Source organism: Halomonas sp. 7T (assembly GCF_025643255.1).
Classification (GTDB): domain Bacteria; phylum Pseudomonadota; class Gammaproteobacteria; order Pseudomonadales; family Halomonadaceae; genus Vreelandella.
On sequence record NZ_CP087112.1, the window covers coordinates 523,785 to 535,905 of the forward strand.

A 12,121-nucleotide genomic window follows, 5' to 3' on the forward strand; every position below is an offset into this window, starting at 1 on the left:
GTTGATTTGCTGGACTTAAAAGTTATCAAACAGCGGTAAGCTTTTTTCAAAGAGCTGTTCGATGGGGCCAAGCTGACTTTCGTGCATTACCAGCAGCGTTGGGGCATCTTTGAAGTGCTCGCGTAGCGGGACGAGTAGCGCAAACTCTCCTTCTTCAAGGTGAAATTCGTGGATTTCACGTAGCCCGTGAGGGGTTTCAAGCTGAGAGCAACGGTAGTTGTCGTCTTCGCTATAAATGAGACGATGATACATTTTGAACAGGGTATAAAGGGCGAGGCCACCACTAAAAGCAGGCCAGCGCGCTGGAGTTTCGCGGATGTCTGGGGCTAAGGTTTTGCCATCGGCTTCAGCATCGGCAATGGCTTCTGCCAAGGGTTCTGCCAGAACCGCCTTAGCGTCGGCGGGCAGCGGGCTATTTTGACGCGCTGCCTGAGCAAAATCGCTAACGGCAGCGCGAAAATCATCCAGAGAATGAATCGCGTAATCCATGTGTTGCAGATCGGCAGGCTCAAAGCCACCGTTTTCCCAGCCATGGATAACACGTAACGTTACTTGACCCCGGCTCATCGGGCGTGCCAAGAGCATATGCAGCATCGTGCGGATATGCATTTGGCGCTCATCGGCATCATTCTCGAAAGCGCTGTATGGCTCGGCAAATAGTTCGTGCAGTCGTCCCTGAGTATGCTCTTTGGCTTCGGCGTATTGCATGGTAGTTTCCCTGTTGGCGAGCCGTTTAAAGCGCGCTATGCACGGCTTTTATGATGTTTTAGTAAGGTGAAAGTATGGCGAGCGTGGCCCTAGATTGATAGTCACTTTGTATAGTATTTTGTTACTGAATTACTAAGCTTATTACATTTTACTGGCCGCACAACCTACTCCTACGCTGCGAACATAACCATAAGATAACAACAAGAGTGAAACTATGATGGCTGCTATAAGTCGTTTTTCCGTACCAGAAACCATCGATGAGCTGCCCGACGATATTCGCCGCTCAATCTTAAGCGTGCAAGAGAAGGCCGGGTTTGTACCGAATGTATTCTTAATGTTGGCCCATCGGCCGGATGAGTTTCGCGCCTTCTTTGCCTATCACGACGCGTTAATGGAGCGGACGTCAGATACGCTTACCAAAGCTGAAAAAGAGATGATCGTGGTGGCAACGAGCGCCCGCAATCGCTGCTTATACTGTGTCGTGGCCCACGGTGCTTTGGTGCGTATTTACAGTAAAGACCCCCTACTGGCCGATAACGTGGCGGTTAACCATACCGTAGCGGACCTAAGTGATCGCCACCGGTTGATGCTCGATTTCGCCCTGCACAGTGCCATTGAGCTAGGGGAGTTCTCCCACGCTTGGCAGAAGCGCTTGGCGGAGGTTGGTTTCACTCTGGACGACTGCTGGGATATAGGCGCTATTGCGGCTTTTTTTGGTATGTCTAACCGGCTGGTCACCTTGGCGGGAACACCGCCTAACCCCGAGTTTTATACCATGGGGCGTGAACCTCGCAGGTGACTCTGGCGCTCCACTTCATGCGTCATCGGCGCGCTGAGCATCCCAGGGCCGTGCCCCGTTAAACTCTATAGCCACCGCATCAGGGACGATTATGATTCGTAGTATGCTCACCACGCCCGACGGGCTGGTTCACGAAGGCGATGAAAACCTCATTGAGCAGTGGCAGGCAACGCCGGAAAGCCATATCTGGATAGATATGCAAGGCGAGCCAGAGCCGCGTGAGCGAGAACTGCTTGAGCGTCTGAAGTGCCACCCTATGGCCATTCAGGATGCTCAAAAAGAGCGTCATCCGCCTAAAATTGAAGAATTTGAGCACCATACGCTGATCATTTACCGCGGTATTTCCTCTTTTGATGCACAGCTCAACTTCGTGCCTCAGCAGGTTTGCTTTTTTATTGGCGCACACTTTCTGATTACTCTGCATCCCGGCAACGCGCTTAGTATTGATCGTTTTTTTAACGAACAGGGCAGCACGCTGCTAAAGGAGTCCCCCGAGCGTGTAGCGCTCAGAATCATGTATACCTCAGCAGGGTTTTACATCGATAGCTTGCTGGAGTTCGAAAGCGAACTGAGCGATCTAGAGGATGAGTTGCTAGAAAATGGTAACGACGTCCTGATGCGTAAACTAACCACCTATCGTTCACGCCTGGTGAAGCTACGCCGTATTTTTAGTTATCACAAAGGTATTACCCAGGAGTTGACCGCCTACGACTACACGCACCTGCCGCGAGATGAGAATGAAACCCTCTACGCGATTAACGATGTGGCTGAGCGCTTTGAGCGCCTCTATACCCTGACGCAAATGTATTACGACATTTGTGGCGACTTAGTGAACGGCTATATTTCGATTTCTTCGCATCAGCTTAATATTACGATGCGGGTATTGACGGTGATTACGGCCATTTTCGTGCCGCTGACGTTTATTGCCGGTATCTACGGTATGAACTTTGAGTACATGCCGGAGCTGGGTTTTCAGTATGGTTACTTCTTTGTGTGGGGAGCCATGGTAGGGATTGGGGGAAGTTTGATTTGGCTTTTTAAACGTAAAAACTGGTTTTAAGCTGACTAACGGGTAAAAAGTTACCCCCCTCCCATGTGGTTTAGGCCGGACTGTGGCATTCTCTGCGTCGACCAATGATGTGCATACACCTGGGAGCAAACACCATGACCATTATGATACTTGGCCTGCTGATATTTCTTGGCAGCCATTCTGTGCGTATTTTTGCAGAAAACTGGCGCCAGCATCAGGTAGACAAGCTGGGCCTAACCACTTGGAAAGTCGCTTACTCTGCGGTATCGGTGGTGGGCCTGGCCATTGCTATCTATGGCTTTGGCCAAATGCGCATGGATCCTATCTATATTTGGTTTCCACCGATGGGGTTACGCCATGCGGTAGCACTGCTAATGCTACCCGCCTTTATTTTTCTAGTTGCCGCTTATGTGCCGCGCAATGCTATTAAGGCGAAGCTAGGTCACCCGATGATGCTGTCCGTTAAAGTGTGGGCACTTGCCCACCTGCTGGTTAACGGGCGGCTTGGCGACATTATCTTTTTCTCTGCCTTCTTGGTGTGGGCTATTTTGGCGTTTAAAGCGGCCAAAAAGCGCGACCGCCTTCATCCGCCCGCAGCCGTGGCAACGTCTATTCCTGCGACAGTGGCCACGGTGATCATCGGTGTTGTTGCTTATGTCCTGTTTGCGCTCCATCTGCATATGTTACTCATTGGTGTGCCTGTATTTGGCTAACCGGCACCGTGGTTGAGCGTGTTCAACGGTGGCAGTGCCTTTAGCGCTGCCACCGTTATTTTTTATGTAGGGTGACGCGGGCGAAATTTGCTACTTTGTCAGGCAGGTAGTCAACACGGTCATTTATCGGAGTCAGCCTATGAGCGAAGTAGCTAGCGCTGTGCCAGCAACAATGTCTGCCATGCTGTTAACGGGCCACGGCGACGTTGATCAACTGCAGTACCATCAAGATGTACGTACGCCTCAGCCCGGCCCTGGTCAGGTGTTGGTTCAGGTGACGGCCACCGCGAAAAACAACACGGACCGTAAAGCCCGCGAAGGGTTGTACCCCACCAAGGGTAAAGAGGAAGTGACCTCGTTTGCGATGGGCGGCTCGCCGACACTTACCTTTCCACGTATCCAGGGCGCTGATGTGGCGGGGCGCGTCGTTGCCGTAGGGGAGGGGGTAGATGAGCGCCGCATTGGCGAGCGCGGCCTGCTGGATTTCAACATCTACGCTGATGAGCGTCGTGATATCAACCTCACGCCGGACTACTACGGCCACGGAGCGGACGGTGGCTATGCTGAGTACATGGCGGTGCCCGCCGATCAGTTCCATCACGTGGCTAACCCGGAGCTGCACGATGCAGAGCTGGCGGCCATGGGCATGTGCTCCTACCAAACGGCCTACCATATGATGACTGCCGCCAACGTGCGTGCTGGCGAGCGCGTGCTTGTGAGCGGCGCTAGCGGTGGCGTCGGCACGGCATTGATTCAGCTATGCCGCATTGTGGGAGCTATCCCCTACGCGGTTAGCCAGCGCGATAAAGCCGAGGCGCTGCGCACGCTCGGTGCGGAGGCGGTCATCGACCGTGGCGATCTGCCATCGTTTGTCGAGCGTGTGCTGGCAGCCACCGAAGGCCATGCCATTGATGCGGTGATGGACTTAGTGGGCGGTGACATGACCGACCTGTTCATCGACACCATGATCGGCGATATGCAGCGCCGCACTACCTACCCACGGCTCTCCATTGCTGGGGCTAGCGGCGGCAATATCAGTGAAATTATGTGGACCCGTATTTATCTGTATCAGGTGCAAATCTTTGGTGTGTCCCACGGCACTCGTGAAGAGGCAGAGCAGCTGATCGAATGGATACGCAATGGCAATCTCAAACCCGTTTTGCACGGTGCGTTCAAACTCTCTGACTTACACCAAGCCGAGCGCTATTTTGTAAACCGGGGCAGTAACTATCTAGGCAAAATCGTAATTGTTCCTGATGCCCAGTGGAACATGCACGGCGCACCGTTTGCCATCACCCCTGCCAAGGAGTTGGGTTCGTGAAACACCTCCACACGATTCAATTGTTAGACACGCATGCCGGTGGCGATGTTAGCCGAATTGTGACCGGCGGTATTGATACGCTGCCCGGCGCCACGGTCCGTGAGCAGATGGAGTATCTGCGTGACGATGCCGATGGCCTCAGACGCTTGTTGCTGGAAGAGCCCTACGGCATTCCCGAGATGTCGGTGGATTTACTGGTGCCTGCCACAAACCCTGAGGCCGTGGCGGGGTATATCATCATGGAAGTGATGGGCTATCCGATCTATTCAGGCTCCAATACCCTGTGCACCGCAACGGCCGTGCTAGAGACTGGTATTGTGCCCAAGCAAGAGGGCATCCAGCGCTTTAAGCTAGAAGCGCCCGCGGGGCTGGTGCAAATTGAAGCGAGCGTGCGTAACGGCGTTGTGGAGTGGGTGACATGCGAAGGCCTGCCCAGCTATATCGATACCTACCGTGACACCATTCACGTGCCAAGCATTGGCAACGTGACTTACTCGATTGCTTATAGCGGTGGTTTTTACGCCCTGGTCGATGCCGAGGCCCTGGGGTTTAAACTAGTACGAGACGAAGAGCAGGCCCTAGCGGCCTGCGCCTATAAAATCGTTGAAGCGATCAAAGCCCAGCGTGGCTTTTCTCATTACACCTTGGGCGACGTAGGGCCGCTGCCATTTTTGCACTTTATGGGGCCAGAAGAGCAGGTGGCCGAAGGCTATATCCGCTCACGCTCGACCACCTATGTGCATCCTGGGGTTATCTGCCGTAGCACCACGGGAACCGGAACCTCAGCCCGCTTGGCGCTGATGAACCACGAGGGTCGGTTAACGGTAGGTGATAAGCTAGAAACGGTGTCGCTGCGAGAAACCGGGTTTATCGGTACATTTACCGGTACGCACCAGGAGGGCGTTTACCAAGTGGTGGAAAACACCATTACGGGGCGCAGCTATGTGCTGGCAGAATCAAAGATAGTGATCAATTGTGACGATCCGATGGTGGCCTGTGGCGAACTGCATCCTATTCTGAGCGACCGTCACACGACGCCATCGCAATAGGCGCATTAGCGGATAGCCAAGAGCGTGAATCTACTGGGATGTTTTGACATACCCTTCGCGCTCTAGTCTTTCCCAGACGGGCGCTTTCTCTGCTTCGGTCATGCTGCCCCAGCAGGCAATCTCATCGAGTGTACGTCCACACCCTTGGCAAAGTTCTTGAGATAGACCTTTATATTGCGAAGCCACTGGTTCGATCTTACATACTTGGATACAAGGCGACAGGGGGCGGGTAGGTGGTGACATGGTCAATGCTCAATGGAGTAAAGGTAGGCGCAGTCAGTGGCGAACTAACACAGCGTGTCAAACCGGCACTTTACCACGCAGCGATTTGGTTTTGCCCTTACGCGTTTTGTGATCTACCCGGCGCCGCTGGGAGCCTTTGGTCGGCTTGGTAGGGCGACGCACTTTGTGCTGCTTAGTGGCGCTTTGTATCAGCGCTTTTAAGCGAGCCAGAGCATCCTCTTTATTGAGCTCAAGTGTGCGGTAGCTTTGCGCCTTAATAATAATCACGCCCTCTTTGCTGATCCGTTGATCAGAGAGCGCCATCAGGCGTTCTTTGTAGATGGGCGGCAGGGTCGAGCTGTGAATGTCAAAGCGTAAATGAACCGCAGAAGCGACCTTATTGACGTTTTGGCCGCCTGCACCTTGGGCGCGAATTTGGCTAATATCAATTTCCCAATCCGCCAGCGTCACGCTATTTGAGATAGTGAGCATTGCGTTCCTCTGTACCACATGTAGCCAGTAAGGCTAGCATATTTACTCTCTGGCGTTTTTAAGCCCCTACCGGCAAAACAATAAATTACTTTTTGCTACGCAGCGTTTAACGCTAATGTAGATTAAGTCGTATATTCTCCCGCCATAATTAAAAAAGTTTCATTCAGGTACCAGCGTGGGCAGCCAATTTGGCGGCAGTGCTCACGATCTCAATTTAAAAATAGGGGGACGGCCCAATGCGGCGAATAAGCGTATGGTTAGTGGTGGGGATGCTCTTTTCTCCGTTGGCTCAGGCAGAGTTAACCTTTGGTCTCGTCGCTCCCGCTAGTGGCAGCGCAGCGCCGCTGGGTATAGGGATGCAGGAGGGTATAGAGGCCTACTTTTCCGAGGTGAATGCCTCCGGTGGCGTTAATGGTAAGCGGCTAACGCTCACGACGTTCGATGATCAATACCACCCCCTGCAAGCCGCAGAGCATACTCGTCAACTGGTTAGCGAAGAGCACATACTCGCGGCCATTGGCAATGTCGGTACGCCGACGGCCGCTGTTACCATTCCTATTTATAACGAACATAAAACACTGCTATACGGCGCGTTTACAGGGGCTGGGATTTTACGCCGCTCACCGCCGGACCGCTATGTGATTAACTTTCGCGCCAGCTACTTACAAGAAACCGCCGCCATGATTGATGGCTTACTTGAAGCGGGCATCCAGCCGGAAGAGATCGCCTTCTTCACCCAAAACGACAGCTTTGGCGATGCGGGCTACAGCGGTGCCATCCGAGCGCTTGAAGGACATGGTTTTACGCAGACCTCGCGCTTAGCTCATGGCCGGTTTACCCGGGGTACGCGAAATATTCACCAGGGGTTAGCCAGTATCCTTCAAGCACCGGTGGCCCCTCGGGCAATTATTATTGTCGGCACCTACGGCCCAGCGGCGGATTTTATACGCGAAGCCCAGCGCGATTTGCCGTCAGCCGTCTTTCTTAATGTGTCGTTTGTGGGTAGCCAAGCGTTGCTGGCGTCGCTGGGCAACCACGCTGAAGGCGTGATTGTGACGCAAGTGGTCCCGCCTCTAGATGCGGATTTGCCCGCCGTTGACGCGTATCGCCAAGCACTATCAACCTATCAGCCAGGTGTTGAGCCAGACTTTATCTCCCTGGAAGGTTATCTTGCGGCGAAGCTATTGGTGGAGGGTGTAAAAGCGGCGGGTAATCACCCAACCCGCGAAGCGATTATTGATGGCTTGTTAGGGTTAGGCAGCGTGGATATCGGGTTAGGGGAAGCCCTTAGCCTGGGGCCTAACGACCATCAAGCAAGTGATGCAGTATGGCCGACAATTATTCGCAACGGCCGTTTTGAACCGGTGGACTGGTCAACCGTTGCTCGGTAGTAACGCATTTACTGCACTATATTCCTGACATAAGCGAACACCTGAAATGAAAAAATCTTTAAGTATCCGCGCTATGTTAATTAGCCTTTTCATAGCGGCGGTGTTGGGTGCAGTTGTACTTGCTGCCACCGGCTGGGCAACGAACCAGCGGCTTATTAATGCTCAGCGCTATATCACCGGCGATGTCTTGCCACTGCAGGATGCTAGTCGCAGCATGGTGCTGGCAATGGGGGCCTTTGGTCAGCGTCATGCGGATTTGCTGGCGGTACAAAACGAAACAGCGCTGGCTGAGGTAACCCCCCGCAGCGCGTTAAATGAACGTTTCAGTCAAGCGCGTGAAGGCTTAGCGCGAATTGAACAGCCAGAGCAAAGAAGCCAATTAACGGCGCTCGATAGCCATTACCAGGCACTGCTCGCAGGCGATGAAGCGCTCGAAGCTGCGCGCCGAGAAGCCCTCAGCTTACAGATACAGATGACGTCGCAGATTAGCCAAATGGAAGCTGCGATTACCAACGTAATGCTGAGTGCAGATGACCTGGCTGGCCGCGCCGCGCTGGATCAAGTGCGTCACGAACGGCGCCTGCGCGATCTCATGGAGGCATGGCGTGAAGAGGGCACCACGTCGCTGCCCACCCAGTTACTCGACGATATGTTTGCTCCACGGGCCGATATTGGTCGACTTAGCGGTAATGCGCGTATGGCTGTGGCAATGCTTTCTGACCTTGGGCGTCAAATGATGCAGGTCAATCACGTTGATGCGCTAGTGAATTTACGCAATAACGAGATTTCACAGCAAGTGGCGCTGGCTCGCCAATCGTTGAGCGCGATTGCGGAGGCGCCCAGCACGGAAGTGGATCAGCGAGCGATGATCAACGAGCTTAATACGGTGCTACTCTCGCTCAATGGGCTGATGGTGGAAGATCCTGATTCGGTTTTTGCGCTACGTCAGCAGCAGCTTGTGCTTAATGATCAGGTTCAGGCGGCGCTTACCCGCGTTTCTCAAGCAACGCGTGATATGCGCGCTGCTCTTGGCGAGCTTGAAGCCTCCATTGTGACGCAGGCGGCTACCGCCAGCAGCGACGCCGAGACGCTGGCGAATGCTGGCCGCACGCTATTGATTGCGGTCACGTTAGGGGTTATCGCGCTACTCGCTATTTTCGGCTGGCGCACCCTGGTTCGCGTGCTAGGGCCGCTGGTCGCTATGCGTCAGCAAATGGAGAGCATTAGCGGTGCTGCGGGTAAGAATGCAGATCTTTCAATGCGCTTGGCGTTAGAGCGCAACGATGAGGTAGGCCAAGCTGCGCAGGCCTTCAACCGCATGATGGATACCTTTGAGAGCATGGTGGCGCAAATTCGTGAAAGTGCTGAGGCCATTGCGGCGAGTAGCCGTCAAATTGCGGCGGGTAACGAAAACCTTTCTCAGCGTACCGACCAACAGGCGGCGTCTCTGGCCGAAACAGCATCAAGCCTTGAGCAGATTACCGCCACGGTGAAGCAAACGGCCGACTATGCTGAGCAGGCCAAAGGCGCCAGCGGTGGCGTTGACCATCGGGCGCGTTCGGCAGGAGAAGTCGCCAAGCGCACCACCGAAGCGATGAGTGACATTCGTCAATCAAGTGAAAAAATCACCTCGATTATTAAAGCGATCGACGACATCGCGTTTCAAACGAACCTGTTGGCGCTTAATGCCTCCGTAGAAGCGGCCAGGGCAGGCGAGCAGGGACGCGGTTTTGCCGTTGTGGCGCAAGAAGTGCGTAAGCTTGCCGGGCGCAGCGCTGAAGAGGCGGCGCAAATTCGCCATTTGGTAGATGACAGCGTTAAAAAAGTGAGCGAAGGCGAACAGTTGGTCACCGCGTCCAGCAACCATTTGCAGGATATTATCGATAGCCTGACGGAAGTGACCCGCTACGTGACGGAGATTGCCGATGCTACTCAAGAGCAGTCCGCCGGCATCGTCCAAATCAACCAGGCGATTTCGCAGCTGGATCAAGTGACGCACCAAAACGCACGCTTGGTACAAGAAGCCTCTAGCGCAAGCCACACGCTGGACGAGCGTGCGGGGGAGATGCACTCTCTGGTCAGCCGTTTCCAGGTCACGAGTACGGGTCAGCGCCCTGCTTCATTGCCTCAGCCAGAGGAGCAGGTGCGCCTGCAGCCGCCCGTTTAACCCTTGTTTGCCACGCTACATAGCAAGATAACCACTAGGCAAGCCTGCCGCTTTCGCAAGCGGCGGGCTTTTTTATCAGGCGTATACGGCACCGTTCTGGGCTGTTTACTCTAAGCGTTCACGCAGTGCTGTTAGAAATATCTCGATTCGCTGGGCATTGGTGCCAATGTCACTGGCGCCTAGCCGAGAGGCAGAGCGCATATCGACACGCACAGCGTCTTGTTGCTCGGTTAGGCGTATTACCACGTCATCTTCAAAGCCAAACCATTGAGTCGTGGCGGTCGCTTCAAGGGTGTTCTCGGTAATTGCCGCCACCTGCCAGCCAGATGCTTCTACCTCCGCTTGGGCTGCCGCTAAAACGCGCGTGACAGGGCCGTCGACCACGAGCGGCTGCACGTTAGGATACGCCGCCCGCTGCTGGCGAGCGGTGGCCTCGCCGGGGTAGTCCACTGCATTAGGTGCCGCTTCGCGGGCGTCTTTTAAGGCAGTGAAGACGGGAGGATTTTGCATGTCGGTCGTAATGTCGTGAATCACAGGGGCCTGCTGCGCTCGCTGCCACTGTTGCCACGGTGAATAAAGCAGCGCCAGGGTAGCTGCCATCACCACTACCGCTACCACCCCAGCACGAAAGCGGCGGGTGATGCCACTTACCACCAGCAGTAGCACACTGAGCAGCATCGCACCTGCAGCGGCGTATACGCCGTTACGTAGTAATGCGAATGCCTCGCCAAGTCCAAGCAGTTGCCAGCGGTAAGCCGGGCCAGCGCCCGCCATCAACAGAACAGCAATAAAAAGCGTTAAAACGCTTACCCAGGCCAATAGCGTTGGCCAGAAACCGCCTTTAGATCGTTGCGAGGTGTTTAATCGTTGAGTCATGCCTTTTTCCTAGCGTCTATCGCGTTAACATACCTAGAGAGTGTCTTAAGCATCACCATCGCTTCCATGGTGTGCTGATTAACCTGACAAAGAGAGTACGCCACAACGATGACTCAACGCGATACAAGCGCCGCCTTAGCGCCCCAGGTGCGCTCACTTCTACTCAGTATGCCTCGCGCTAAGCTGCCCATGACCTATCAGCAAGTAGCGATTGCGTTAGGACTCAAACCACCAGGCACTATTCAGCGTGTTGCCCAAGCGCTTGAACAGCTAATGGAAGAAGATGTTGCCGCCGGGCAGCCAATGATTGCCGCGCTGGTGGTTAGCCGCCGAGGTGATCACTTGCCCGCCGTGGGCTTTTTTGAAAAAGCGGTGGCGCTAGGCCGATTTCCTGAGGATGTTGAGCAACATCACGCGCGTTATGCCGAAGAGCGTGAGCGGGCGCTGAACACTATAGATTAAACGCTATAGATTAATAGGTTCTTTTGCGCAGTGGCTCAAGCAGATCGCTTAAGCCGTTATGGTCAATTTCATGCATTAACTGAAGAAGCTGGCCAATCTCTCCTGCAGGAAAACCCTCCCGCGCAAACCAGTTGAGATAAGGCCCAGGTAGGTCGGCAATAATCCAGCCGTGGTGCTTTCCAAAAGGCATCGTCCGGGTGACGAGTTTTTCAAGGTCTTCAGGTTGCATAAGATAACGTCCGTGCTTGATTAACCGCGTGGGCAAGCATCATGTTGAGTTAGCGAAAAAGCGAAGATGTTTATCTTCATTAGGATGTTTATTTTCGCATAGCGGGCGCTGGGATAGTGAGCCAACGGATCGCTTTATGCGATGATCTAGCGTAGCGGTGAATCAATCGTACAATGAAGTCGACCTCAATAACGCCAACGTAACAGGAGATAATCATGAGCCTTTCCCCTTTCCATTTAGCGATTCCAGTCTACGACGTGGCGCTTGCCCGCGCGTTTTATAACGATGTGTTTGGCCTTGAAGAAGGGCGCTCTAGCGACCACTGGGTCGATTTTAACTTTTTCGGCCACCAGCTAGTGATTCACGAGCATCCCAAAACCCCCGGTCAAGAGAGCGCCCACACCAACCCCGTGGACGGTCATAACGTGCCGGTGCCTCATTTTGGCGTGATTTTAGAGTGGAATGAGTGGGAAACACTGGCCGAGCGCTTAAAAGAACGAGACACCGATTTTATCATCGAGCCTTATATTCGCTTTAAAGGCGAAGTCGGCGAGCAGGCCACCATGTTTCTACTCGACCCCTGCGGTAACGCCCTTGAGTTCAAAGCGTTTAAAGATAAAAGCCAGATATTTGCCAAGTAAGCCTACCGCCTATTGAGGCCG

General features: G+C 53.9%; 14 protein-coding genes. 9 read left to right on the top strand and 5 right to left on the bottom strand.

The features are described 5' to 3' along the window. Positions 1–15: 15 nt before the first annotated feature. A complete protein-coding gene (locus tag LOS15_RS02420) occupies positions 16–708 on the bottom strand; it encodes a hypothetical protein (RefSeq protein ID WP_263067869.1) in 693 nt (230 codons plus the stop codon). A 214-nt stretch (positions 709–922) separates the two neighbouring features. On the opposite strand from LOS15_RS02420, the gene LOS15_RS02425 reads away from it, so the two are divergent. From LOS15_RS02425 to LOS15_RS02445, 5 genes are all read left to right on the top strand, one after another. After that, positions 923–1,507 (top strand): peroxidase-related enzyme, encoded by a 585-nt coding sequence (locus LOS15_RS02425; protein ID WP_263067871.1) that lies wholly within the window; start codon positions 923–925, stop codon positions 1,505–1,507. Between the two features lie 91 nt (positions 1,508–1,598). Further along, positions 1,599–2,567, top strand: coding sequence for a magnesium/cobalt transporter CorA (corA, locus tag LOS15_RS02430; protein ID WP_263067872.1), 969 nt, complete (start codon positions 1,599–1,601; stop codon positions 2,565–2,567). A 104-nt stretch (positions 2,568–2,671) separates the two neighbouring features. Next, positions 2,672–3,250 carry an NnrU family protein gene (locus tag LOS15_RS02435; RefSeq protein ID WP_263067873.1) on the top strand — a complete coding sequence of 193 codons (579 nt, stop codon included), beginning with the start codon at positions 2,672–2,674 and terminating at the stop codon, positions 3,248–3,250. 139 nt (positions 3,251–3,389) lie between these two features. Beyond that, positions 3,390–4,571 (top strand): alcohol dehydrogenase catalytic domain-containing protein, encoded by a 1,182-nt coding sequence (locus tag LOS15_RS02440; protein WP_263067874.1) that lies wholly within the window; start codon positions 3,390–3,392, stop codon positions 4,569–4,571. Next, positions 4,568–5,620: a proline racemase family protein gene (locus LOS15_RS02445; protein WP_263067875.1), complete on the top strand. Its 1,053-nt coding sequence runs from the start codon at positions 4,568–4,570 to the stop codon at positions 5,618–5,620. Before LOS15_RS02440 ends, LOS15_RS02445 begins: the two co-directional genes overlap by 4 nt. Before the next feature lie 30 nt (positions 5,621–5,650). On the opposite strand, the gene LOS15_RS02450 is transcribed toward LOS15_RS02445, so the two are convergent. Beyond that, positions 5,651–5,863, bottom strand: coding sequence for a DUF1289 domain-containing protein (locus tag LOS15_RS02450; protein WP_263067876.1), 213 nt, complete (start codon positions 5,861–5,863; stop codon positions 5,651–5,653). Positions 5,864–5,920: 57 nt separating this feature from the next. After that, positions 5,921–6,334, bottom strand: a complete 414-nt coding sequence (gene arfB / locus LOS15_RS02455; RefSeq protein WP_263067877.1) for an alternative ribosome rescue aminoacyl-tRNA hydrolase ArfB — start codon at positions 6,332–6,334, stop codon at positions 5,921–5,923. 236 nt (positions 6,335–6,570) lie between these two features. On the opposite strand from arfB, the gene LOS15_RS02460 reads away from it, so the two are divergent. Together LOS15_RS02460 and LOS15_RS02465 are read left to right on the top strand one after the other, a co-directional pair. Beyond that, positions 6,571–7,725 (top strand): ABC transporter substrate-binding protein, encoded by a 1,155-nt coding sequence (locus LOS15_RS02460; protein WP_263067878.1) that lies wholly within the window; start codon positions 6,571–6,573, stop codon positions 7,723–7,725. Positions 7,726–7,771: 46 nt separating this feature from the next. Continuing rightward, positions 7,772–9,892 (top strand): methyl-accepting chemotaxis protein, encoded by a 2,121-nt coding sequence (locus LOS15_RS02465; protein WP_263067880.1) that lies wholly within the window; start codon positions 7,772–7,774, stop codon positions 9,890–9,892. A 105-nt stretch (positions 9,893–9,997) separates the two neighbouring features. On the opposite strand, the gene LOS15_RS02470 is transcribed toward LOS15_RS02465, so the two are convergent. Then, a complete protein-coding gene (locus tag LOS15_RS02470) occupies positions 9,998–10,768 on the bottom strand; it encodes a DUF1499 domain-containing protein (protein ID WP_263067881.1) in 771 nt (256 codons plus the stop codon). A 108-nt stretch (positions 10,769–10,876) separates the two neighbouring features. Here LOS15_RS02470 and LOS15_RS02475 point away from each other — a divergent pair, with 108 nt between their 5' ends. Further along, entirely contained in the window at positions 10,877–11,230 is a 354-nt protein-coding gene (locus tag LOS15_RS02475; RefSeq protein ID WP_263067883.1) for a hypothetical protein, read from the top strand. A gap of 10 nt (positions 11,231–11,240) precedes the next feature. On the opposite strand, the gene LOS15_RS02480 is transcribed toward LOS15_RS02475, so the two are convergent. Continuing rightward, positions 11,241–11,459, bottom strand: a complete 219-nt coding sequence (locus LOS15_RS02480) for a DUF3820 family protein (RefSeq protein ID WP_263067884.1) — start codon at positions 11,457–11,459, stop codon at positions 11,241–11,243. A gap of 215 nt (positions 11,460–11,674) precedes the next feature. On the opposite strand from LOS15_RS02480, the gene LOS15_RS02485 reads away from it, so the two are divergent. Beyond that, positions 11,675–12,100, top strand: coding sequence for a VOC family protein (locus LOS15_RS02485; protein ID WP_263067885.1), 426 nt, complete (start codon positions 11,675–11,677; stop codon positions 12,098–12,100). Positions 12,101–12,121 lie beyond the last annotated feature (21 nt).

Coding starts and splice junctions, on each gene's coding strand:
- LOS15_RS02420 (WP_263067869.1), bottom strand. CDS start 708: ATGCAATACGCCGAAGCCAAAGAGCATACTCAGGGACGACTGCACGAA.
- LOS15_RS02425 (WP_263067871.1), top strand. CDS start 923: ATGATGGCTGCTATAAGTCGTTTTTCCGTACCAGAAACCATCGATGAG.
- corA (WP_263067872.1), top strand. CDS start 1,599: ATGATTCGTAGTATGCTCACCACGCCCGACGGGCTGGTTCACGAAGGC.
- LOS15_RS02435 (WP_263067873.1), top strand. CDS start 2,672: ATGACCATTATGATACTTGGCCTGCTGATATTTCTTGGCAGCCATTCT.
- LOS15_RS02440 (WP_263067874.1), top strand. CDS start 3,390: ATGAGCGAAGTAGCTAGCGCTGTGCCAGCAACAATGTCTGCCATGCTG.
- LOS15_RS02450 (WP_263067876.1), bottom strand. CDS start 5,863: ATGTCACCACCTACCCGCCCCCTGTCGCCTTGTATCCAAGTATGTAAG.
- arfB (WP_263067877.1), bottom strand. CDS start 6,334: ATGCTCACTATCTCAAATAGCGTGACGCTGGCGGATTGGGAAATTGAT.
- LOS15_RS02460 (WP_263067878.1), top strand. CDS start 6,571: ATGCGGCGAATAAGCGTATGGTTAGTGGTGGGGATGCTCTTTTCTCCG.
- LOS15_RS02465 (WP_263067880.1), top strand. CDS start 7,772: ATGAAAAAATCTTTAAGTATCCGCGCTATGTTAATTAGCCTTTTCATA.
- LOS15_RS02470 (WP_263067881.1), bottom strand. CDS start 10,768: ATGACTCAACGATTAAACACCTCGCAACGATCTAAAGGCGGTTTCTGG.
- LOS15_RS02475 (WP_263067883.1), top strand. CDS start 10,877: ATGACTCAACGCGATACAAGCGCCGCCTTAGCGCCCCAGGTGCGCTCA.
- LOS15_RS02480 (WP_263067884.1), bottom strand. CDS start 11,459: ATGCAACCTGAAGACCTTGAAAAACTCGTCACCCGGACGATGCCTTTT.
- LOS15_RS02485 (WP_263067885.1), top strand. CDS start 11,675: ATGAGCCTTTCCCCTTTCCATTTAGCGATTCCAGTCTACGACGTGGCG.